18 protein-coding genes are annotated in these 22,011 nt (G+C 61.1%); 15 read left to right on the top strand and 3 right to left on the bottom strand.

Annotation, left to right across the window (positions count from 1 at the left end; translation table 11 throughout):
- Positions 1-67 precede the first annotated feature (67 nt).
- The 7 genes from BUC36_RS13025 to BUC36_RS12995 all read left to right on the top strand — a co-directional run bounded on the left by BUC36_RS13025 (position 68) and on the right by BUC36_RS12995 (position 5,946).
- Positions 68-484 (top strand): RipA family octameric membrane protein, encoded by a 417-nt coding sequence (locus tag BUC36_RS13025; RefSeq protein ID WP_073275844.1) that lies wholly within the window; start codon positions 68-70, stop codon positions 482-484.
- Positions 481-1,086: a GNAT family N-acetyltransferase gene (locus BUC36_RS13020; protein ID WP_159436017.1), complete on the top strand. Its 606-nt coding sequence runs from the start codon at positions 481-483 to the stop codon at positions 1,084-1,086. Before BUC36_RS13025 ends, BUC36_RS13020 begins: the two co-directional genes overlap by 4 nt.
- A gap of 443 nt (positions 1,087-1,529) precedes the next feature.
- Positions 1,530-2,837 (top strand): spinster family MFS transporter, encoded by a 1,308-nt coding sequence (locus tag BUC36_RS13015; RefSeq protein WP_073275843.1) that lies wholly within the window; start codon positions 1,530-1,532, stop codon positions 2,835-2,837.
- 52 nt (positions 2,838-2,889) lie between these two features.
- Positions 2,890-3,549: a TetR/AcrR family transcriptional regulator gene (locus tag BUC36_RS13010; protein ID WP_073275842.1), complete on the top strand. Its 660-nt coding sequence runs from the start codon at positions 2,890-2,892 to the stop codon at positions 3,547-3,549.
- Positions 3,550-4,430: 881 nt separating this feature from the next.
- The gene (locus BUC36_RS13005) at positions 4,431-4,934 is read left to right on the top strand and encodes a DNA-deoxyinosine glycosylase (RefSeq protein ID WP_073275841.1); all 504 of its coding nucleotides are present in this window, start codon (positions 4,431-4,433) and stop codon (positions 4,932-4,934) included.
- Between the two features lie 198 nt (positions 4,935-5,132).
- The gene (locus tag BUC36_RS13000) at positions 5,133-5,510 is read left to right on the top strand and encodes a VOC family protein (RefSeq protein WP_073275839.1); all 378 of its coding nucleotides are present in this window, start codon (positions 5,133-5,135) and stop codon (positions 5,508-5,510) included.
- Between the two features lie 52 nt (positions 5,511-5,562).
- A complete protein-coding gene (locus tag BUC36_RS12995; RefSeq protein WP_073275837.1) occupies positions 5,563-5,946 on the top strand; it encodes a DUF6632 domain-containing protein in 384 nt (127 codons plus the stop codon).
- A 42-nt stretch (positions 5,947-5,988) separates the two neighbouring features.
- On the opposite strand, the gene BUC36_RS12990 is transcribed toward BUC36_RS12995, so the two are convergent.
- Positions 5,989-6,792, bottom strand: a complete 804-nt coding sequence (locus BUC36_RS12990; RefSeq protein ID WP_084536005.1) for a DUF3298 and DUF4163 domain-containing protein — start codon at positions 6,790-6,792, stop codon at positions 5,989-5,991.
- A 392-nt stretch (positions 6,793-7,184) separates the two neighbouring features.
- Here BUC36_RS12990 and katG point away from each other — a divergent pair, with 392 nt between their 5' ends.
- The 4 genes from katG (at position 7,185) to BUC36_RS12970 (ending at position 12,785) form a co-directional block, all read left to right on the top strand.
- Positions 7,185-9,395 carry a catalase/peroxidase HPI gene (gene katG, locus BUC36_RS12985; protein WP_073275834.1) on the top strand — a complete coding sequence of 737 codons (2,211 nt, stop codon included), beginning with the start codon at positions 7,185-7,187 and terminating at the stop codon, positions 9,393-9,395.
- Positions 9,396-9,889: 494 nt separating this feature from the next.
- Positions 9,890-10,876 (top strand): serine/threonine protein kinase, encoded by a 987-nt coding sequence (locus BUC36_RS12980; protein WP_073275832.1) that lies wholly within the window; start codon positions 9,890-9,892, stop codon positions 10,874-10,876.
- Between the two features lie 176 nt (positions 10,877-11,052).
- Positions 11,053-11,874 carry a serine O-acetyltransferase gene (gene cysE, locus BUC36_RS12975; RefSeq protein ID WP_073275830.1) on the top strand — a complete coding sequence of 274 codons (822 nt, stop codon included), beginning with the start codon at positions 11,053-11,055 and terminating at the stop codon, positions 11,872-11,874.
- Positions 11,875-11,984: 110 nt separating this feature from the next.
- Complete coding sequence (locus BUC36_RS12970; RefSeq protein WP_073275828.1) at positions 11,985-12,785, top strand: GNAT family N-acetyltransferase; 801 nt, start codon at positions 11,985-11,987, stop codon at positions 12,783-12,785.
- Between the two features lie 14 nt (positions 12,786-12,799).
- On the opposite strand, the gene epmA is transcribed toward BUC36_RS12970, so the two are convergent.
- Together epmA and efp are read right to left on the bottom strand one after the other, a co-directional pair.
- Positions 12,800-13,753, bottom strand: coding sequence for an EF-P lysine aminoacylase EpmA (gene epmA, locus BUC36_RS12965; RefSeq protein WP_073275826.1), 954 nt, complete (start codon positions 13,751-13,753; stop codon positions 12,800-12,802).
- Between the two features lie 69 nt (positions 13,754-13,822).
- Positions 13,823-14,395 carry an elongation factor P gene (gene efp / locus BUC36_RS12960; RefSeq protein ID WP_073275824.1) on the bottom strand — a complete coding sequence of 191 codons (573 nt, stop codon included), beginning with the start codon at positions 14,393-14,395 and terminating at the stop codon, positions 13,823-13,825.
- Between the two features lie 141 nt (positions 14,396-14,536).
- Between efp and epmB the strand changes: the two genes are divergently transcribed.
- The 4 genes from epmB to BUC36_RS12940 all read left to right on the top strand — a co-directional run bounded on the left by epmB (position 14,537) and on the right by BUC36_RS12940 (position 21,821).
- Positions 14,537-15,580 carry an EF-P beta-lysylation protein EpmB gene (epmB, locus tag BUC36_RS12955; RefSeq protein WP_073275822.1) on the top strand — a complete coding sequence of 348 codons (1,044 nt, stop codon included), beginning with the start codon at positions 14,537-14,539 and terminating at the stop codon, positions 15,578-15,580.
- A gap of 130 nt (positions 15,581-15,710) precedes the next feature.
- Positions 15,711-17,438: a hypothetical protein gene (locus BUC36_RS12950; RefSeq protein WP_073275820.1), complete on the top strand. Its 1,728-nt coding sequence runs from the start codon at positions 15,711-15,713 to the stop codon at positions 17,436-17,438.
- Positions 17,439-17,547: 109 nt separating this feature from the next.
- The gene (locus BUC36_RS12945) at positions 17,548-19,635 is read left to right on the top strand and encodes an EAL domain-containing response regulator (RefSeq protein WP_073275818.1); all 2,088 of its coding nucleotides are present in this window, start codon (positions 17,548-17,550) and stop codon (positions 19,633-19,635) included.
- A gap of 227 nt (positions 19,636-19,862) precedes the next feature.
- Positions 19,863-21,821, top strand: a complete 1,959-nt coding sequence (locus tag BUC36_RS12940; protein WP_073275816.1) for a M1 family metallopeptidase — start codon at positions 19,863-19,865, stop codon at positions 21,819-21,821.
- Positions 21,822-22,011 lie beyond the last annotated feature (190 nt).

The raw sequence follows: 22,011 nt of genomic DNA, 5'->3' as shown, positions 1-22,011 counted from the left end.
CATTGCTGGCTGTGACGGGAATGCTGGCAGCAATTTATCGGGAATTTCTTAGGTAAGGAGTGGGGTAGTGAATGAGCACCAGTATTTGTGTGAACACTATCGATTCAATGCGGAACAGCGCCTGAAGGGTTTCAACTTCTTCGTGGTGCTCAGTATGTTTGCCGAAGGCGGCATCTTCACTGCGGTCGAGAAAGGATTTCACCCGCTGATTCTGGCCCTGCTGGGCGGTTTTGTCGTGATCCTGTGTGCGGTTTTCTGGCTCGTCGATGCGCGCAGCCGCCAGCTGCTGAGTCTTGCGGTGCCGGGGCTGAAATTGCTGGAGCAGCAGCTGCCGGAGAAGAGCCGAATATTTTCTCGCGACAGTGAAAAAAGAGGCTCGGTAGTGCGCTATACCTTTGCAATCCGCGCCCTTTTGATCGGGCAGTTTATCTTCGGGGTCGGAGTCGCCTGCTACGGTCTCTATCACTGGATGATTGCACCGTGAATCCCGATCAGTTAGGAACTCGACTGCCAACCCTTGCCGGCGAAGGATTGCAACTGCGCTGGCTGACCGAAGCAGATCTTCCCTCCCTGCAAGCCATTTTTGCCGACCCGCAGGTGGTGCGCTATATGGCGACCGAGCCGCTCGGTACGCGTGCCGCAGCGGAGCAGTATTTGCAGTCTATTCGCGAGGGCTTTCTCGAGGGCAGTCTCTATCAGTGGGGGATAGAGCTGGAAGGCGAAATTATCGGTACCTGTACCCTGGCCGCTATCGATCGGCAGAACCGACACGCGCAGATCGGTTTTGCGCTGAAGCGGGATTGCTGGGGGCGGGGGCTGATACTGAAAGCGGTGCCGGCGGTGATCGAATTCGCCTTCAAACGCCTGCAATCACACCGCATCGGCGCCGATGCGGATCCGCGCAATGTCGCTTCGATACGCGTGCTGGAGAAACTGGGTTTCCAGCGCGAGGGCCTGTTGCGCGAGTGCTATTTTCATATGGGAGAAATCCAGGACGCACTGTTATTCGGACTGCTGCAGCGCGACTGGTTTGCTGCGGCTGGCCATCGTAATGACGGGTCGCAATCGGTCAAACCCGTTGACTAAACGACGCAGCAGTCGCACTGATTGTCCAAGCTCGCGATCATTTTCCGCATAAGAAGCGCTTGATTTGTCGGCCCGCCCGGACAGGGCTTCGTAGCGCCAGGCGTATGTCCCAATCTACCTAGCATAAAAATGTACTCCTAGTGCGAATTGCACCGTGCGATCAGCCAGCTGACGCTGTCTTGCCCGAGCAGGGCGTAGAAAGTCGATATCTCGTCAATCGTGACCTGGGAAGGGGCCTGGAACAGCGTGAGTGCCCGCTGTTGCAGGCGCATCGCGGACCTTCCCCGCAGATGGCACTGACGCCGACACCCCCGGCGTCGCTGTCGGATTGCTCATGGCTGTAGCTATAAAAGGTTATTGGCAGTAAAAAAATAGTGTGTGTATTATGGGGTTTCGGGTATCGATGTCAGATAAAACACAGATAAAAACACGGCGGAACTCGAATGAACACTGCAAATCCGGCGACTTCGGTGGCCTCGGCAAATGGCGCCGGCCTGGTGGCCGTGCGTCGTTACGCACTCACTCTCCTGACCCTGGTCTATGTGCTCAATTTCGTCGATCGGCAGATCCTCGCGATCCTGCTGCCGGCGATCAAAGAGGAATTTCTGGTCGGCGATGCCGTGCTCGGCGCGCTGAGCGGCACCGCGTTCGCGCTCTTCTATGTCACGCTCGGGGTGCCCATTGCCCGACTGGCGGACCGGGTCAATCGACGCAATCTGATTTCGGCAGCCATTGGCGTCTGGAGCCTGATGACCGCGGTCTGCGGGCTCGCCGCCAATATCTGGCACCTGGCACTGGCGCGAATCGGCGTGGGTGTCGGTGAGGCCGGACTGAGCCCGCCAGCCTATTCGATGATCGCCGACTATTACCCGCCGGAGAAACGGGCGGGAGCAATGGGCATCTATTCGCTGGGGATTTCGATCGGCATTCTGCTGGCCTATCTGGCCGGTGGCTGGATTGCGCAAAATATTGGCTGGCGCGAGGCCTTCTTTATCGTCGGTCTGCCCGGCATCCTGCTTGCACTGGTGTTCCGTTTTACCGTCAGGGAGCCCGCGCGCGGCGCGTCGGAGAATATTCATGACGAGAGCGCGCAGCCGGCAATGGGTGACGTGCTGCGCGCGCTGTGGCGTCGCCGGTCCTTTATCCATATGTCGACAGGCGCCGGGCTCAGCACCTTCGTGGCCTACGCGGTGATCAATTTTACCCCCAGTTTCGTGGTTCGCAGCTTCGACGCCAGTATCGTGCAGTTGGGCCTGTACCTGGGGCTGATCTTCGGCATAGGCAGTGGGCTGGCCTATTTCCTCGGTGGCCGCATGGCCGACAGTCTCGGCGGCCAGGGGCACGGCAGAACCCTGCGCGTGATTGCCTGGTCCATGCTGGCCTCGGTCCTCTTCTTTGCCTTCACCTACGGGGCGACCTCGGTGCAGCTCAGCGTTGCTAGCCTGTTCATTCCGTTCATGGTACAAAACGTCTACCTCGCGCCGGTGCTCGCACTCGTGCAGGGGCTGGTATCCCTCGGGATGCGTGCAGTGGCCGGTGCGGTCTTCCTGCTGATCGTGAATTCGATCGGTCTGGCGCTCGGCCCGCTGCTGACCGGTGCGTTAAGCGATGCCCTGGCGCCGAGCTTCGGGGCTGAATCGATGCGCTACGCGCTGCTCGCCGTATGTACCTTGATCATGCCGTGGTCGGCCTGGCACTTCTGGCGGGCCAGCCGGACGATCGAGTCTGATTTGGAGTCGGCCAGGCGCTGAGCCCGGGCCGACCAGATAATTTGTCACAACAATAAGTTGATTCACTATTTCAATGCCCACTGCACTGCAACAAACCAAGCCCGCAGGCCTGCGCGAGCGCAAGAAACTGCGAACGCGGCAGGACCTGCTGAAGGTTGCGGAACAACTGTTCAGCGAAAATGAGTTCGCCGATGTCACGGTCGAGCAGATCGTCGAGCTGGCGAATGTCAGTCAGAAGACGTTCTTTAATTATTTTCAGAACAAGTCACAGTTTCTGTCCGAATTCATAATGGACTGGCTGCTGACGATCGGCTTTTGGTCATTCGAAGATAGTCCGATTGTTGATTGTCGCTCCGCTATAGTGCCGACTGATGTATCGCAGACCATTGAGTGGATTATCGGCCATCGCCGTATCTGGAAGATGGCGATGCAGCATACCGATTTCTTTGACTACATTTACAAGCTTGACGAGGGCTCGGACGAATTCGATCCGGCACTGCATGCAGCGGTGCGCGCGCATCGACAAAAGCGCGTGGAGTTGGCGCAATCCCAGGGGTTGGTGCGCAGTGATATCTCGGCGGCGGAAGTCTGCCGATTGTATGACGCCCTGCGCATCGATTCGGTGCGGCGCTGGCTCTATCTCAGTGACGCGAGTGCGACCCCTGAAAAACTGCACGAGCTGGTTTCAGTGTGTATCAATGCGCTCATTCAAGGCATTGAAGTGCGGGAATGACCCGCGTTTCATTGCTGCTCTTCACCCCGTCGGGGAATTACTGACAGGAGTAAATGCACTCTTTCGCTGAAGCAAAGATCAGTGTGGGGTGTCCTGCTCACCGCAACACTTGCCGCCGCGACAGCTCGGGAATAGTCGCCGGTATTGCCGCGATCCGGTCTGCCGAGTACGACGTGTTCTTGGCCGGGTAACCAGCCCGCAACGATACTCGACGCTGTGGCGACAGCCGAAGCCTCGGCAGTTTTCAGCCGAAGATGATTGCTCTGCAAAAAAGGTACAGAGGATTTAAGTTGAAGCTGAGCGAGGCTGGATGGGGGGAGAAATTGCAGGCCAGAGAATGCGTTTTGAACCGCATTAACTAGGATCAGATTATTCGCACAAAAAAGCCAGCGCTGATGACCATCAGACGCCGGCACAAACGTTCCACGAAAAAGCGCGTGTTACGATTTGGAATAGCGTCGTATCTGGCTCATATACACCTCAGCCACTTCGTACTGGGACAGTTCGCTGATGAGCGGCTGGCCCTGTAGGTAATTGTATTATTGTTGCTAGCTACACGGCGGCCGAAGAGCTGGCTCGCGTGTGGGCAAAGTCGTTTGTTAGTCACCACTAACACATAAAATACAGTTACTGTAACTTTCGGTCAAGCACAAAGTGTCTCTCGCCGGAATTGCCGGCCGCAAACAGTCGCCGCAATCAAATCACCGACATAGGTTGCTGGCGTTCAATGGCCTCTTATCAGGCAATCGATTGGTAAATTATTTCTGAATTTTGGGCTGGGCGGGATTTTTGGGCTGGCGTTGTTGAATGGTCCGGCGTGCCCTTGTCCGGGGCGCGCTTCAGTACCGATACCGTACGCCGGCCGCAACCGAGAGAAAACGATGAGCTGCGTGCACAGTTTTGCCCCGATCGCCGCCGCCGATGCAACGCGCCTGATTCTCGGCTCCATGCCCGGTGTCGCGTCGCTGCGCGCGCAGCAATACTATGCCCATCCGCGCAACGCCTTCTGGAAAATCATTGCGGCACTGCTGCAGCTGGATGGCGAACTCGAGTACCGGCAACGCTGTGCGGCGCTGATCGAACATCGCATCGCCCTGTGGGATGTATTGAGGACCTGCACCCGATCGGGCAGCCTGGACTCGGCCATCGACGACACGTCGATAGTGCCGAACGACTTCACGAGTTTTCTGCGTAAACACGCGCAGATTACGCGAATCTATTTCAACGGCGCCAAGGCTGAGCAGGTGTATCGGCGTTACGTGCTGCCGGACCTGCCGCCGCCGTTGTGCGATATTCCGACCGAGCGACTGCCGTCTACGAGCCCCGCCCATGCATCGCTGAGCTTCGCCGCGAAACTGTCCCGCTGGCGCGCAGTTATCGAATAGGCCGCCAGTGATAGCGCGGGAGCGCGCCGGCGAACTATTGATTGTTCTACGGCGATCATCGGCATTCGTCGCGACGACTGTTTCACTATCTGTGGCCGTCGTGCCAGCCGCGCAGTGGCCGGTTTGCATAGAGAAAATCCACTACGCTGTAATGCGAACCGAGTTACTGAACACGATTTTGGCGGAGAATCATCGACGATGCTGGATCATATTGGCATTCATATTCACAGTTATGAGCGCAGCAAGGAATTTTACCGGCTGGCGCTGGCCCCCCTGGGCTACGAGCTGATACTGGAATACGACGACTGGGCCGGGTTCGGCTGGGCCGAAAAGCCGGACTTCTGGATCAAGGGTGGCAAGAGTACCGCGCCAAACCTCCATATTGCCTTCCGCGCTGAGGATCGGCAGACAGTGCGGGAGTTTTACCGGGTCGCACTCGAGGCCGGGGGCAAGGACAACGGTGAGCCCGGCGTACGGGCGCAGTACCACCCCGATTACTACGCGGCTTATGTGTTGGATCCGGACGGACACAATATTGAGGTCGTCTGCCATATCCCCGGGGATCTGGAAGAGTAATCCATCGCTAAAAATTCTGGCCGGCGAGCGCCATCAGCCATGGTAAAACCCTATGGACGCTGCAACTCGAAACCGCTACCTGAAAATCTTTCTGGTCATCTTCGGCCTGATATTTATCTTCGGTATCTTTCCGCTGATGATGTGGATCTTCCCCTCTGGCTGGGGCTGGACGCCAAGGCAGCCGGAATACGAACAGATGATTATGGGCATCTACGTAACGTTGGGAGTGTTCCTGATTCGCGCGGCCAAAGACCCCGCCGCCAACGCCAGCCTGATCTGGTTTACTATCTGGTCGAGCATCGTGCACGGCGGGATTATGTTCGTGCAGGCCCTGGTGGATGAAACAGAGCGCGCCAATCTGCTCGGTGACGTGCCGGCGCTATTTGTGGTGGCGGCAGTGCTCTGGTATCTGATGCCGAAGAAGCGCCCGGCTTGATTCTGGATTTCTAATGCGCTGTCGTCACTAGCGTTACTGGGGTCACTGGGAGTGTGGCAGATATTGTTCGCGCACCACGGTCTGTAACTCCGGCCACGGCACTGTCAGTTGTACCGGGCCGAGGGCGTAGGGGCCGAGTACATAGACACCGTAGAGCAATACGATACCGTCATCGTTGAAACGGAAGTCCTCGCTGCGCTGGAATTGCCAGGTCTCGCGGTAGGCGTCATCGATTCCCGTCTGCTCGTCCTGCCAGCGCCGGTGCGCTGCCTCAGCCAGCTCCCAGAACTTCGGCTCCGTTCCCTCGCGGAGCACCTGCGGCAGGGATACGCGTTTTTCTGCGGACAAGTCCCAGTTAAACCACTCCACCACCGGAATACCGTGGGCGCCACCGGTATAGCGGTAAGTCTTGATTTCCATGGTAAGCAGATCGCCGCGGCGCGCGAGCCGTTCGGCGTCACCGTTGAGCTGCCAGTGGGCACTGCTGACCCGTTCGACCTCTGCCGCTTCGGTGAGAAATTCGGCGGCTATTTCCTCCAGGCTCTGTGTCGCGGAGTGACTCTCGCCATCGCTCTGCAGCTGCAGCAGCAATTGATTCAGTACGGCCTTGTTCAGTGCCGGTTGTCGCTCGATTAACTCGCGGGTTACGGATACCGAAGAGCACTCTTCGTCGGGGGTGCAGTCTTGCGCCTGTCGTTCAAAAGTGACGCGCTTGGAGGTCAGCTTGCCGACTGTCGTATGCGTTTCCGAGGTGTCGGCCTGTGGTGGCGCTTGCCGGTCGCAGCCTTGCAGTGCGACTAGCGCCATCAGCGCGGCGAACAATTTTATTGCAAGTCTTTTCGGCATGGCTGGTCCCTGTGAGCCTGACTCCGGCCCCGTTTGCGCCGGGCTGTTCGATTGAGGGCAAGCTTAGCGCAAGAAACAGCGCGGAGCTAAACTCGCCCGCAGGTCCCGATCAGTGGTTCCACTGCGCCCTGTCGCGATACAGAGCTCCCGGATATCACCGCTGCCGAATGCAATGCATTGGTCGGTTGCTGGCAGTCGTATCGGTACGGTTACCCTGTGTCATTGCGCAGTCGTGCAAAAAAAATCTATCTCCCTGATTTCTTTTTTCTATCGATATCCCGATAAAATTGGCCGCCGCTATCAGAGCGATAATTAGGTCTAATTTCCCCGTTAATACGCGTACCTATAGGCTCTTTTCGTCCGGTGGATGAAACTATAAGGAACGCAACCCAATGCTCAAGAAAACTCTCTCGTTGGCGCTGGCGGCAGCTATCTCCGTCAATGCCAACGCCGCCCCGGCCAATAATGCCATGTCCAACCAGAACTGGTGGCCAAACCGAATCGATCTCCAGCCGTTGCGCATGAACGCGGAAAAATCCAACCCGCTGGGTGAAGATTTCGACTACGCCGCGGCCTTCAGCAAGCTGGACCTCGACGCCGTCAAGAAAGATATCGAAAAGGTACTGACCACCTCCCAGGACTGGTGGCGGGCAGACTACGGTCACTACGGTCCCTTCTTTATCCGTATGGCCTGGCACAGTGCCGGTACCTACCGCGTGTACGATGGACGCGGTGGCGCCGGCGGCGGCCAGCAGCGCTTCGAGCCGCTGAACAGCTGGCCGGACAACGTCAGCCTGGACAAGGCCCGCCGCCTGCTGTGGCCGGTCAAACAGAAATACGGCAACAGCATCTCCTGGGCCGACCTGATGGTGCTGGCCGGTAACGTCGCGCTGGAATCCATGGGCTTCAAGACTTTCGGTTTTGCCGGTGGTCGCGAGGACGACTGGGAAGCGGACGTTGTCTACTGGGGTTCCGAGCGCGAGTGGCTGGGTAACGACAAGCGTTACGACGGCAAGAAACTGGAAAAACCGCTGGCCGCCGACCATATGGGCCTGATCTACGTGAACCCGGAAGGCCCTAACGGCAACCCGGATCCGAAGCTGGCCGCCGAGCGCATACGCGACACTTTTGGCCGCATGGCGATGAACGACGAGGAAACCGTAGCGCTGATCGCCGGTGGTCACACCTTCGGTAAGGCCCACGGTGCCCACAAGCCGGAAGAGTGCGTGGGTGCGGCACCGGGCGGCGCGGCTCTGGAAGAGCAGGGCTTCGGCTGGAAAAACAAGTGCGGCAAAGGTCACTCTGAAGACACCGTTACTTCCGGTCTGGAGGGCGCCTGGTCCGTGAACCCGATTGCCTGGAGTTCCCAGTTCCTCGACAACCTGTTCGGTTTCGAATGGGTGACGACCAAGAGCCCGGCGGGTGCTACCCAGTGGGAACCGAAGAACGCCGAGCAGGTGAAGTTTGTGCCGGACGCGCATATTCCGGACAAGCACCACGCACCGATGATGTTCACCACCGACCTGTCCCTGCGCTTCGATCCGCAGTACCAGAAAATCGCCGAGCGCTTCCACAAGAATCCGGACGAGTTTCAGCTGGCCTTTTCCAAGGCGTGGTTCAAGCTGACCCACCGCGACCTGGGACCGCGCGCCCGCTACCTGGGCGACGAGGTGCCGCAAGAAGTGCAGATCTGGCAGGACGCTATTCCGGCCGTGGATTACAAGCTGATCGATGACAAGGACATCGCCGCGCTGAAGTCGCAGCTGCTGAACAGCGGCCTCACCGTGCCGCAGCTGGTGCGCACTGCGTGGGCTTCCGCTTCCACTTTCCGCGGTACCGACATGCGCGGCGGCGCCAACGGTGCGCGCATCCGCCTGGCCCCGCAGAACGAATGGGCGGTGAACAACCCGCAGGAGCTGGGCAAAGTCCTGGCGCGCCTGGAGAAGATCCAGAGTGACTTCAATCGCAGGGCGAAAGGTGGCAAGCAGGTTTCCCTGGCGGACGTGATCGTCCTCGGCGGTGCCGCCGCCATCGAGCAGGCCGCGAAGAAAGCGGGTTACGATGTCAGCGTGCCGTTCCAGCCGGGCCGCAATGATGCCGCCCAGGAGATGACCGAGGTGCAGTCCTTCGCTTTCCTGGAGCGCAAGGCCGACGGCTTCCGCAACTACTACGCCAGCGAAGCGCACCTGGCGCCGGTGGATATGCTGATCGACAGCGCCAACCTGCTGACCCTGAGTGTGCCGGAAATGACCGTACTGGTAGGCGGTATGCGCACGCTGGGCGCCAACTATGGCGACTCCGCGCACGGCGTATTTACCAGCAAGCCGGGAACACTCAGCAACGACTTCTTCGTCAACCTGCTGGACATGTCCACCCAGTGGTCGAAGTCGGCGGAAGAGAACGGCCTCTACGAAGGTCGCGATCGCAGCAGCGGCCAGCTGAAGTGGACCGCCACGCCGGTGGACCTGATTTTCGGTTCCAACTCCGAACTGCGTGCGGTAGCCGAGCTCTACGCTAGCGACGACAACGACGAAAAGTTTGTCAACGACTTCGTTGCTGCCTGGACCAAGGTGATGACACTGGATCGCTTTGACCTGAAATAATTCAGCCTGTCAGCGGATATGGCTGACACTGCAACACTGTTGCAGCGATTGAAGGCGGCGGCACCGATTGGTGTCGCCGTTCAGTTTGCTGACAAAGTAATGCTGTGAAAATTTAAGGCGAAGTGCTAGGGCGAGTGTTTCGAACCGTCGGCGACAGGGCCGAAGGCGCCGCGAATGCGTGCAGCGGCCGGACCGTCGCCGCCGGAGCTTACAGGGATGTATTCACAGCGTTTCGAAATACTCGTCCTAGTGCTTGGCCGCCACTGCACCAGCTCAGAACGGCATGCGGGGTTTATCAACAGTCTGGGCGGCGGCACCGATTGGTGCCGCCGTTCTTTGTGTCCGCATTCCTGTTATTGCCCCGGGCACTGTTTGGCCGGCAGGCCCCACCATCGCCGCCGCTGGCGGTTTCGACTGCCGTGCCACTTTCTCTGTTTGTCCCCAGCGCCGGGGGCGCGTTAGCATAGCCGGCCAATACCGCGTCGGAATGCCCCATGACCCAGAGTCACCACCCCTATGAAGCCCTTACGCCGGACATGGTTATAGACTGTGTCGAAAGCGCAGGCCTGGTTTCCGATGCACGCATTTTTCCGCTGAACAGCTACGAAAACCGCGTCTACCAGGTCGGCATCGAAGATGGCGAGCCGCTGATCGCGAAGTTCTATCGCCCCGGCCGCTGGACCGATGAGCAGATTCTGGAGGAGCACCAGTTCACGCTCGAACTGGCCGCGGCGGAGATTCCGGTAGTGGCGCCGCTGCAGTTCGATGGGCGCACGCTGATGGAGGCGCAGGGATTCCGCTTTGCCCTGTTCCCGCGCCGCGGCGGTCGCCAGCTGGAACTGGACAACTTTGAGCACCTGGAGCAGGTGGGCACCATGCTCGGGCGCATGCACGCTATCGGCCGTGCCAGGCCCTTCGCGTACCGGCCGGCGCTGACCCTGCAGCATTTCGCCATCGACAGCCGCGAATTTATTCTCGCCGGCGACTTCCTGCCGGTGGAGAATCGCGCCGCCTATGAGTCGGTGACGGCCCATATCATCGAGCAGATTGCGCCGCTGTTCGAGCGCGACTGGGAGACGCTGCGCCTGCACGGCGACTGCCACAGCGGCAATTTCCTGTGGCGCGACGACACGCCCTGGTTCGTGGACCTGGATGACTGCCTGACCGGGCCGGCAATCCAGGATATCTGGATGCTGATTTCCGGAGACCGGGCCGAGCAGACCGCCTACCTGGACGCGGTCGTGGAAGGCTACGAGACATTCGCCCCGTTCAATCCGCAGGAGCTGCAGCTGATCGAACCACTGCGCTGTCTGCGCCAGATGCACCACGCCGCCTGGCTGGCCCGGCGCTGGCAGGACCCGGCCTTCCCGCTGGCTTTTCCGTGGTTCAATACCCCGCGCTACTGGGCCGAGCATATACTCGCTTTGCGCGAGCAGCAGTCGGCACTGCAGGAGCCGCCGCTGACCCTCGGGGCGGTGTAAGGCGAGTAGAAGAACGCAGGCACACAAGTTTTCGGCCGGTATCAGGCAAGGCGCCGACTGCGGGGGGCCATATGGCAAATAGTTACCGATGAGGTTTTTTGCGATATGGCCCCCCGCTGGCGGCGCCGATTCGAGGCCCCGCAACTGGCGGGCCCGAGAAAAGGAGGAATGACAAAATGGAAGCAATACAAACGGAAAACAGTGCGGCGACGCTCTGGCAACAGATCCGCACCGATGTCGCACAGCAGGTGGAGCGCGAGCCGATACTGGCGAGCTTCCTGCACGCGACCATTTTGAATCACAACTCGCTCGAGTCCGCGCTCAGTTTCCACCTGGCGAACAAGCTCGACAACGCGGTGGCGCCGGCGCTGCTGATCCGCGAAGTGATCGACGAGGCGCTGGAGGCCGACGCCGGCATCGGTCGGGCGGCGCGCGCGGACCTGAGTGCGGTCTACCAGCGCGATTCGGCGTGCAACTCTCTCTACGAACCCTTTCTCTATTTCAAGGGGTTTCACGCGTTGCAGGCCTACCGCGTCGCCCACTGGCTGTGGCAGCAGCAGCGCCGTTCGCTGGCACTGTTCCTGCAGCATCGCATTTCTGTCGTCTTCAGCGTGGATATTCACCCGGCGGCAACGATGGGCGAGGGCATCCTGCTGGACCACGCCACCGGCATCGTGATCGGTGAAACGGCGGTGGTGGAAGACAATGTTTCGATCATGCAGTCGGTGACGCTGGGCGGTACCGGCAAGGAGGGCGGCGATCGCCACCCGAAGGTGCGCCGCGGTGTACTGATCGGTGCCGGCAGCAAAGTTTTGGGCAATATCGAAATCGGCGAGTGCGCGCAGATTGCGTCCGGCAGCGTGGTGCTGAAATCGGTGCCGCCGCACAAGCTGGTGGCCGGCGTGCCGGCGCGGGTGATCTGTCGGGCCAGTTGCGCCGAGCCGGCGCTGTCGATGGATCACTGCGCCCTGTCCCAGGTGGACAAACAGCTGCCCTGAGCCAAACTCAGGTAACGAAAACTCGCGGTACGGGATATGGTGCCGCCGGCCCCGCGCGGATTCGCCCGGCGGCACCAAGCATAAGGATAAACGGAGCTATCCTTGAAGGCATGAAATATAGTCTCAGCGCCAAAAATCTCGTGTGCCGGAGTCTGGAGTCCCGTGCCAGTTACTGTGCCGGGCTGTTGAATCCTGAGCATACGAAAGAAATCACCGGCGTCGTCCGCAGCGACAGTGGCCTGCTGTCGCGCACATTCAACCAGGCGGTTTCCAATACGGTGATGCCGACGCGCATATTGCAGCGTTTTGTTGTGGATTATTTTGCCGAGCGCCACAGTCCGTTCACGCTGTGGCACTGTGCGAACAAATCCCTCGACGACGCGGAGTTGAGCGAGCTCGGCGTCAAGCGCAGGCAATCACTGGTGGCGATGGCGGTGGAGATACAGCGACTGGCAGCGGACGAGGAACTGCCGGAGGCACTGCGCGGCAAGCTGGAGTTCGCTCCCGTCTCAACAGAGGCGTTGACGACTTACGGCGAGATACAGGGCTCGCAATACAACGGCGAGCGCGAGGGCCCGCAGCTCAAGAAGTTTTATCAGCGACTGCAGGAGATACCGGAACAGAAACGCAGCCGCCTGAAGTTTTTCCTCGGCAGGCTGGACGGTGAAGCCGTCGCGGCCGGTTGCCTGTTCGCGTCCGCCGATGCGCTCGGCTTTTACGATCTGATCACGCTGGAGGAGTATCGCGGCCGCGGTATCGGTCGCGCGCTTTTCTATCATCTGGTGGGGCAGGCCCTGAACAGCCACCACAAACACGCCATCGCACTGGCGCCGGCCAACCGGCAGGAACTGCTGCTGGAAACCGGCTTCTTCGCCGTCGGCGAGGTGGCCCAGTACCAGTTCGATCCCTGATCGATCGCTGGCAATCAGGCGCGCCCGATTGGAAAGGCGATCACCTCGCCAATAGATGCATAGCCGCCCGCCAGCATCAGCAGGCGATCTATCCCCATGGCCACACCGGCGCACTCCGGCATCCCCACTTCGAGCGCGGCGACGAGGCGTTCCTCGAACGGATAGACATGCAGTTTGTGCATGCCGCGGTAGCGGTGATCCGCCTGGAAGCGGCGCAGCTGTTCCTCGGCGTCGGTCAGTTCCCAGTAGCCATTGGCCAACTCGAGCCCGCCCACATAGGCCTCGAAACGGCGTGCCACCGGCGTGCCCGTCGCATCTTCCTGCACCTTGGCCAGCGCTGCCTGGCTCGCCGGGAAGTCGTACAGCAGCGTGATGCCGTCGCCCATCGCCGGTTCCAGGCGGTGGCTCATCAGCAGGTCAAGGCACTCGTCGCGGTTCGCCGGCACGAAGGACAGCTCCACCTCGCGCGCGGTGCAGTCGTGCAGCTCCTGTTCGGAGGCGGTGTGCGGGTCCAGTTGCAGCTCGCGCAGGAACAGCTCGCGGTAGCTCAGGGATTGCACCTGCGAAATCTGCAGTACCCGGCTCAGCAGCTCACCGACTTCGATCATCAGGCGGCGGTCATCCCAGCCGCAGCGATACCACTCCAGCATCGTGAACTCGGGATTGTGCCGGCCGCCGGCCTCGCCTTCGCGAAATGCCTTGCCGAGGTAATAGCAGTCGCCGATGCCTGCGGCGAGCAGGCGCTTGAGCCCAAATTCAGGGCTGGTGGCCAGGTAGGCGGTATCGCCGTTACACAGTGCGGTAATGGAGTCGATATGGGGGTCGCTGGTCGCGCGGCGCGAGAGCACCGGGACCTCGACTTCGAGCACCTCGCGCTCGGCGAAGAAGCGGCGAATATCTGCCAGTAGCGCTCCACGTAAGTGCAGCGCCTCAATGGAAGCGGAGGGCTGCCAGGAAGTGTCAGTCATCGATGGGGGGACCTTGGCCGGAGCGGCCCGCCGATAGCGGGCGCTCCAGCAGGAGAGGAGGGCAGAGAGTTAGTCTTCCTTGGCACGGCCCAGGTATTCACCGGTGCGGGTATCGACCTTGATGGTCTCGCCGATCTCCAGGAACAGCGGTACCTTGACGACGGCGCCGGTAACCAGCGTGGCGGGCTTGGTGCCGCCCTGGGCGGTGTCGCCGCGCAGGCCCGGATCGGTGTCGGTGATTTCGAGGATGACGTGGTTCGGCGGGGTGACCGCCAGCGGTGCGCCGTTGTACAGGGTGACGGTGCAGACGTCCTGTTCCTTCAGCCACTTGGCGGCATCGCCGACGGCATCGGCGCTGGCCTGGTGTTGCTCGAAGGTTTCCGGCTCCATAAAGTGGTAGAACTCACCGTCGTTGTACAGGTACTCCATCTCGCGGTCCATCACGTCAGCGGACTCCAGGCTCTCGCCGGAGCGGAAGGTGCGCTCCCAGACGCGGCCGGTCTTCAGGTTGCGCAGTTTGACGCGGTTGAACGCCTGGCCCTTGCCGGGTTTGACGAATTCATTTTCCACGATGGAGCAGGGGTCGCCGTCGAGCATTACCTTGAGGCCGCCCTTGAATTCGTTGGTGGAGTAACTAGCCATGAAATCCTCTAAATAATCAGAACCGTCGGGAGTCTGGATAGGGCCCAGGCCGCCCTTTCAATATTTGCCCTTTCAAATTTTGCATAAGTGCTTAAAATTTGCGCGCTCTGCGCAACCTCCAGCACCATGAAACGGCCGCCTATGATACAGCACGCCTCCGCCACCAGTGAAATAGTCGTTCGCGATAGCGCCGCGGAGGGCGCGAGCCGTCGCTGGCAGGACGAAATGGCGGATCTGGTCACCGATCCGGCGGAGCTGATCGAGCTGCTGCAGCTGGACCCGGCACAGCTGCCGGATGCGCTGCGGGCCTGCGGCGATTTTGCCCTGCGCGTGCCGCGTCCCTTCCTCAAGCGTATACGCCCGCGGGATCCGCGTGACCCATTGTTGCTGCAGGTGTTGCCGGGTGCGCCGGAACTGCGGCCGAGTCCCGGCTACAGTGCCGATCCCCTCGAGGAGGCGGCGGCCAACCCGGTGCCGGGGGTGGTGCACAAGTACCGCGGCCGCTTGCTGCTGATCGCGGCCGGCCAGTGCGCGATCAATTGCCGCTACTGTTTCCGCCGCCAGTTTCCCTACGGCGACAACCACCTGAACCGCAGTCAGTGGGAGACCGCTCTCAACTATATCCGCGGGCGGCACGAGTTGCGCGAGGTCATCCTCAGCGGCGGCGATCCACTGGTACTGAACGATCGCCAGCTCGGCTGGCTGGCGGCGCAGCTGGCGGAGATTCCGCAGCTGGACAAGCTGCGCGTGCACAGCCGCCTGCCGATCGTGGCACCGAGCCGCATTACCGACGAGATGCTCGCCTGGTTAACCGGCTCGCGCCTGCGGCCGGTGCTGGTGCTGCACTGTAATCACGCCAACGAAATCGACGGCGAGGTGCGTGCCGCCCTGGCCCGGCTGCGCGATGCCGGCGTGACACTACTCAATCAAGCGGTGCTGCTGGGCGGGGTGAACGACAGTGTCACCGCGCTGGAGAATCTGAGTGAGGCACTGTTCGCGGCCGGGGTGCTGCCCTATTACCTGCACCAGCTGGACCGGGTTCAGGGCGCGGCACACTTTGAAGTGAGCGATGCCCGCGCGCTGGAACTGGTTGAGCAGCTGCGGCAGCGGCTGCCCGGCTACCTGGTGCCGAAGCTGGTGCGAGAAATTCCCGGAATGTCATCAAAGTCACCCATAGGTAGCTAAAAGTGGCTATAGGTTGCGATCTTTTAGATGACACAAGTCGCAATTTTGTCGCCAAATTCAACGGATCGCGCTTGTTCGCATAAATGGCCGCTTCATATACTGCATGCAAACCGAGGGATGGTTCATTGCAATGCAGGACGCCGTTGAAGAGGTGGCAGCCGCCATGGCCGCCGAGACACACCAAAAACTATTCGCCAAGCTCCAACTTCCGGCGCTATCGCTGCCGGAGCTGAGTTGCGGCTGCGCCAGTGAGCGCCAGCTGTTCAGCTGGCTGGAAAAATACGATCTGCAGCCCTATCAGTCTGCGGACCAGCTGCGCCTGGCTTCTCTGTTATCCACTCTGATCGATGAGGTTGCCCAGTGGCGGGCCCCCGCCAGCAAGCGTCTCGCCATGCTCGATTTGCTGCGCGAGTACGCGGTGGCCTGTGCCGAGGCGATGGCGATACAGCGCGCGGTGATGGCCAATGCGCAGACCGCAGAGCTGCGCAAGATCGTACTCGCCGCAGTGCGTCTGTTGCAGCAGTTGGGCAAGGCATTCGCCAGTGTTGCGCAGCAGCTCACCGGGGAGAGCGGTCTTGCCCTGATCCTGCGCGAAAGGCGCGCCCGCAGTTTGCAGCGTGCGGTGGACAGCTACGCCCGCGTGGTCCAGATCGTTTCCCTGTTCGGCTTGGGTACCCCGCAGCATTGCTGGCGCAACATGCAGATACTGGTGCGCCTCGCCCAGCTGCAGAAGCTGGACGCCAAGCAGGTCGGCGATACGCTGAGCCCGCGCAGCAAGAGCAGCGCCACCGGCGCATATCTGCAAGTGGTGTTGTTTGCCAGCGCCAATCCGACCCAGCTGAATACGCGAGAGCAGGAGCTGTTGTGGGGGCTGGCCCGCGACTGGAGCCGGGCGGCTCAGATCGTGCTCAATTTCACCGAGCGCGAGAATGCTCTGCTGGCCTCCCTGGCACTGGACCAACCACCGGTGCCGGCCAATCGACTCGGTAACTGCAAGGTGGACCTGCGACACTTCACCGCCCCCCAGGGCTGGAAGGTCGATCTCACCAAGATGCTCGATCTGCTGGAGCGGCAAATGAAGCGCCGCCACGACCCATTGCTGGAAAAGTTGTACCACGGCTGGGCATCCAAAGCCGGGCGCAGCGAGCGGCGCACCCCGCTGCAGCAGAATTGCGAGTTCGTCATCGGTATCGGCGCCATCTGCCATCACCTCGGTGCCGACGCCCCCGACGGTCGCTCCGCTCCCCAGGGGTTTTTCCAGTGGTCGGAGCCGGACAGGGACCACCTGTGCCTGGAAGTGCCAACAGTGGATTACGGTTCCGGCAAAGCCGTGGGCGAATACGATGTGGTGTTGCCCAGCGCGCCGAGCCTGCGCCGGGATTCGCGGGCCCGCGCCGGTAGCGGTGCGGAGAAGGCGGCCGAGCGCTACCGCCCCCAGGTGGCCAGTGTGCTGAACTGCAGCGGACGCGGCATCGGGCTCAGCCTGCCGCCCTCCAGTTGTGACAAGCTGCGCGTGGGTGAGCTGGTCGGCATTCGCCTGGAGGAAAAATGGCAGGTGGCGGTGGTCCGCTGGCAACACACGCTGCCGGATCACAGCCGCGCCGGGGTAGAAGTTCTGGCAGCCGATTCCATGCCGGTGCAGGTGCAGCGCCACACGGCCGCCGGTCATCTTTCCGCCCCGATAGCCGGGTTGCTGGTCAAGTCGTCCGTGGAGGACAAGCCGGCACTGATACTGCCGGTGCCGCTGTTCAAGGCCCACGACAGTGTTGAGTTGCGGGCAAATTCCGATTCGCAGCCGGTCACGCTCCAGCGGCAGACCCTCGCTACCGGCAGCTTCGCGCGCTTTGAATTTGTGTGACTTGAGTCGCGCGGCCGCTCTTTGAGCGCCCTTGTATGCGACCGCCGCCGCCGCCTAAACTAACGGGCTAGCGGCAGCGGTGTGCCGCATATAAGTAATAGAGCGAATAATGAGCAGCAACGACACCATCCGACTTCTCCTGATTCACGATATCCCTTCCGAGGCCCAGCGCCTGGTGAGCATGCTGCACAACGCCGGTCGCCCAAACCGGGCGCAGCACGTCGCCAGCGAGGCGGCGCTGGCCAAGTTGCTGCAGGACAAGACCTGGGATCTGCTGATTGCCGCAGAGGGCAGCAAGCAGGTTCCGCCCGCCGTGGCACTGCGCACCATCAGCAAACTACAGAAAGACGTGCCCGCGGTGCTGCTGAGCGAGCGCAGCGGCTGCCAGCCGGTGGTCGAGGGGCTGAAGCTGGGCGCGCGGGACGTGGTTACCGTCGATGAGGACCAGCATCTGCTGCTGGTGATCCAGCGCGAAATGACGGCGCTCGCCAACCGTCGCCAGGCGCGCCAGCACGACCGCCGTTATCACGCCACGCTGCAGCGCGCCAAGGAACTGCTGGACAGCTCCAAAGACGCCATCGCCTATGTGTCAGACGGCCTGATCGTCTATGCCAATGATTCCTTTGCCGAGCGCTTCGGTTACAGCAGCGGTGAGGATGTCGAATATCAACCGTTGATCGATATGCTGGCGGCAGGGGAACAGGAAGAGGCGCGCGAGTTCCTGAAGCAGTGCGCCATCGACAACAACGAAGTCGAGGCCATTGAGTGGAAGTTTACCGCCAAGACCGCCTCCGGCACGCCGCTGCCGACCCGCGCCGAAGTACTATCCACCATTTACGACGACGAGCGCTGCCTGCAGGTGCGCATTGCCGCCCGCGGCGGTGACACCGAGCAGCTGGAAGCGCAGCTCAGCGATATCAAGAACCGCGATCCACTGACCGGCCTCTACAACCGCCAGCATTTCCTGCAGCTGCTCGGCTCGGCGATCAAGGCCGCCGCCGGCTCACAGCGCACCGGCGGCCTGATGTTTATCGAAATTGACCGGTTCGAAGACACCGTGCAGAAATTTGTGGGGGTGGCCGGTGCCGACGCGCTGCAGAAAAAAATGGCGGAACTGCTGCAGTCCGGCCTGCGTCGCGGCGACATAGTGGCGCGCTACGGCGACGAGAGTTTCTGTCTGCTGATTCCGGAAACCACGCCGGACAACGCCGAGCACCGCGCGAAAGAAATGCTGCGGAAAATTTCCGATACCATCTTCGATGCCGCTGGCAAGACGCTGCAGATCACTGCCTCGGTCGGTATTTCGCTGCTGAGTGAGGCCTCAGGCAACGCGCAGAAAGTACTGGATCAGGCGCTGGAAGCGCATGACCAGGCACTGCAGAAGAACGAGAACGGCGGCGTTGTCGCTATCTACGAGCCGGACAGCAACAAGCAGGGCGATGCCGATACCTATCACCGCGCGCGGGTTGTCCAGGCGCTCGAGGCAGGCAACCTGAAACTGCTCTATCAGCCGGTGCTCAGCCTGCAGGGCACTGGCGAGCATATGTACGAAGTGCTGGTGCGGATGAAAGATGGCAAGGAAGAGCTGGCGCCGCTGGCCTTCCTGGAGGCCCTCGGCGATGCCGGCCTCTCCACCAAAATGGATCGCTGGGTGATACTGACGGCGATCAAGGCCGCTGCCGCCCAGCGGGCTGCCGGCAAGGACGTGTCCCTGCTGTTGCATATCACCGCGGCGTCACTGATCGACAGCAGCTTGCCGGCGTGGCTCGGCGTTGCCTTCAAGGCCGCCAAGGTGCCGCCGAAGGCGGTGGTGTTCCAGCTGCGTCAGGAAGATATCACCAGCAACCTGCACGCCGCCCGCGACTTCACCAAGCAGGTGCAGGAGTTGGGTTGCCGCGTGGCCGTGTGCCACTTCGGCACCGGCCTGAATCCGTTCAAGGCGCTGGAGCATGTGCAGGTGGACATCGCCAAGGTCGATGCCTCTTTCGTGCGCGAGGTGCAGGACGAAGGGGAGAGCAGCGAGACGCTCGCCAACCTGGTCAAGCAGCTGGGCCAAGCCAACACCAAGGTGATAGTGCCGCATATCGAGCAGGCCAGCATGCTGCCGACGCTGTGGCAGACCGGCACCGACTATATCCAGGGCTACTATGTACAGGCGCCCGCCGAAGAAATGAGCTTCGATTTCAGCCTCGACTAGGGCTGCTAGCCGGACAGGGATGTCCGCTCCCGTTGCCCACTTTTTGCATTCCCCATCCCCGATCGATTACCAGGCGTTTCCTCCAACCGATCCGGCAGATTGCTGCCCGTCGACGGTTTCGGCCCGTGCGGAGAAGCGGCGGCCGACAGCAGAGTCATTCATCATTGCCCCGCGCTCCTGTATCCTGTGCCGCGATCTAACAAGCAGAATACTTTTGGAGCCATCCCATGTTGCCCCGCATACTCTGTACCAGCCTGGTTGTCGGCGCACTCGCGCTGGCCGGCGGTTGCTCAAAATCCGAACCGACCTCCGAGACGCAGGCAAACAGCGACTCTGCCGCTGCGCCTCAAGCCGCAGACCCCGCGCAGAAGTCTGCCGCCGGCGAGATGCCGAAGTCCGGTGTGGATTACCACTCCTTCGCCAACACCGATGATTACCGGGTGCAGCACCTGGATCTGGACCTGACCGTCGATTTCTCCCGCAAGGTGCTCGAGGGCGAGGCCCAGCTGCAGGTAAAACGCCTGAACGACAAGAACAAGCCGCTGATCCTCGATACCCGCGGGCTCGAGATCGACGCCGTCAAGGCCGGCCACGGCGACAAGATGGAGCCGGTGAAATTCTCCATGGGTGAGAAGGACGATCACCTGGGCACGCCGCTGAAGATCAATCTGCCGAAAAATGCCACCAAAGTTGCCATCCAGTACCGCACCTCGCCGGATGCTTCCGGCGTACAGTGGCTGGAACCGCAACAGACCGCCGGCAAGGCGCACCCGTTCCTGTTCACCCAGGCCCAGGCGATCCACGCGCGCAGCTTCGTGCCGCTGCAGGATTCGCCGAAAGTGCGCATCACCTATAACGCGACTATCCGCACGCCGAAAGAGCTGCGCGCGGTGATGAGCGCGAACAACGATCCGCAGGCCGAGAAAGACGGCGTCTACGAGTTCGAGATGCCGCAGCCGATTCCGTCCTACCTGATCGCGCTGGCGGTCGGCGACCTGGAATTCAAGCCGATGGGCGAGCGCACCGGCGTCTACGCCGAGAAGGAACTGCTCGACGCGGCCGCGGCGGAATTCGAGGACACCGAATCCATGCTCGAGGCCACCGAGGAAGTCTACGGCCCCTATCGCTGGGATCGCTACGACCTGCTGATACTGCCACCCAGTTTCCCGTTCGGCGGTATGGAAAACCCGCGCCTGTCTTTTATCACGCCGACGGTAATCGCCGGCGACAAGAGCCTGGTGGCGCTGATTGCCCACGAGCTGGCGCACTCCTGGTCCGGCAACCTGGTCACCAACGCCAGCTGGCGCGACCTGTGGCTGAACGAGGGCTTCACCACCTACCTGACCAACCGCATCATGCAGAACATCTACGGTGACGAGCGCTACAAGATGGAAATGGCGCTCGGCTACGACGACCTGCAGCTGGACCTGAAGGATCGCCCGGACATTGACGAGATCATGGCCATTGACCTGCGCGGCCGCGATCCGGATGAGGTCTTCTCCAATATTCCCTACGAGAAAGGCTCGCTGTTCCTGTACGAACTGGAACAGAAAATCGGCCGCGAGAACTTCGATCAGTTCCTGCTGGATTACTTCAACAACTTCTCCTTCCAGAGCATCACCACGGAAGATTTCGTCAAGTATCTGAACGAGACGCTGTTGAAGCAGTACCCGGACAAGCTGGACGCGGAGCGCATCCAGCAATGGATCTTCGAGCCGGGCATTCCGGAAGGCGCGCCGCACCCGCAATCCGACGCCTTCAGCAAACTGGACCCGGTGCGCCAGCAGTGGCTCGACGGCAAGGTAGCGGCGCAGGATATCGATACCGGCGACTGGACCTTCCACCAGTGGAAGTATTTCCTCGACGGCATGCCGGAAAAGCTGAGCGAGGCGCAGCTGAAAGAGCTGGACGAGGCCTTCGGCCTGACCGCGTCGCAGAACAACGAAGTCGCGTTCAGCTGGCTGATGATCGCTGTGCGCAACAACTACCAGCCGGCCTACCAGCGCCTGGAGCAGTTCCTGACGGGTATCGGCCGCAACAAGTTCCTGCGCCCGCTGTACCGCAACCTGGTGGAGACCGGCCAGGGTGACCTCGCCAAGCGCATCTTCGAGAACGCCAAGAGCGGTTACCACCCGCTGACGGTGAAGGTGAACAGCAACATCATCTACGGCGGCGACAGTAACTAAAAGCCCCTCGTTAATTGCTGAATATCGGGCGGCCCCCGGCCGCCCGATCCCGGTCGCCCGCTGCCGGTCGCCCGCTGCCGGCAGCGGGTCCAATGGCCCGCAGCGGCCCCCCCTCCGGCAAACCTGCCAAATGTAAACTTATGTAAACCTCGCGGCTTGCCGCGACGTATCATTTAGGCTTGCGTATGGC

The sequence above is a fragment of the Microbulbifer donghaiensis genome, assembly GCF_900129095.1.
Lineage (GTDB): Bacteria > Pseudomonadota > Gammaproteobacteria > Pseudomonadales > Cellvibrionaceae > Microbulbifer > Microbulbifer donghaiensis.
Note: the sequence above shows the minus strand (reverse complement) of the source record. Positions and strands in the feature narration are given on the sequence as shown.

What these genes read in the sequence shown, in the direction of transcription:
- BUC36_RS13015 (WP_073275843.1), top strand. Translation starts at nt 1,530, where the DNA reads ATGAACACTGCAAATCCGGCGACTTCGGTGGCCTCGGCAAATGGCGCC.
- BUC36_RS13010 (WP_073275842.1), top strand. Translation starts at nt 2,890, where the DNA reads ATGCCCACTGCACTGCAACAAACCAAGCCCGCAGGCCTGCGCGAGCGC.
- BUC36_RS13005 (WP_073275841.1), top strand. Translation starts at nt 4,431, where the DNA reads ATGAGCTGCGTGCACAGTTTTGCCCCGATCGCCGCCGCCGATGCAACG.
- BUC36_RS13000 (WP_073275839.1), top strand. Translation starts at nt 5,133, where the DNA reads ATGCTGGATCATATTGGCATTCATATTCACAGTTATGAGCGCAGCAAG.
- BUC36_RS12995 (WP_073275837.1), top strand. Translation starts at nt 5,563, where the DNA reads ATGGACGCTGCAACTCGAAACCGCTACCTGAAAATCTTTCTGGTCATC.
- BUC36_RS12990 (WP_084536005.1), bottom strand. Translation starts at nt 6,792, where the DNA reads ATGCCGAAAAGACTTGCAATAAAATTGTTCGCCGCGCTGATGGCGCTA.
- katG (WP_073275834.1), top strand. Translation starts at nt 7,185, where the DNA reads ATGCTCAAGAAAACTCTCTCGTTGGCGCTGGCGGCAGCTATCTCCGTC.
- BUC36_RS12980 (WP_073275832.1), top strand. Translation starts at nt 9,890, where the DNA reads ATGACCCAGAGTCACCACCCCTATGAAGCCCTTACGCCGGACATGGTT.
- cysE (WP_073275830.1), top strand. Translation starts at nt 11,053, where the DNA reads ATGGAAGCAATACAAACGGAAAACAGTGCGGCGACGCTCTGGCAACAG.
- BUC36_RS12970 (WP_073275828.1), top strand. Translation starts at nt 11,985, where the DNA reads ATGAAATATAGTCTCAGCGCCAAAAATCTCGTGTGCCGGAGTCTGGAG.
- epmA (WP_073275826.1), bottom strand. Translation starts at nt 13,753, where the DNA reads ATGACTGACACTTCCTGGCAGCCCTCCGCTTCCATTGAGGCGCTGCAC.
- efp (WP_073275824.1), bottom strand. Translation starts at nt 14,395, where the DNA reads ATGGCTAGTTACTCCACCAACGAATTCAAGGGCGGCCTCAAGGTAATG.
- epmB (WP_073275822.1), top strand. Translation starts at nt 14,537, where the DNA reads ATGATACAGCACGCCTCCGCCACCAGTGAAATAGTCGTTCGCGATAGC.
- BUC36_RS12950 (WP_073275820.1), top strand. Translation starts at nt 15,711, where the DNA reads ATGCAGGACGCCGTTGAAGAGGTGGCAGCCGCCATGGCCGCCGAGACA.
- BUC36_RS12945 (WP_073275818.1), top strand. Translation starts at nt 17,548, where the DNA reads ATGAGCAGCAACGACACCATCCGACTTCTCCTGATTCACGATATCCCT.
- BUC36_RS12940 (WP_073275816.1), top strand. Translation starts at nt 19,863, where the DNA reads ATGTTGCCCCGCATACTCTGTACCAGCCTGGTTGTCGGCGCACTCGCG.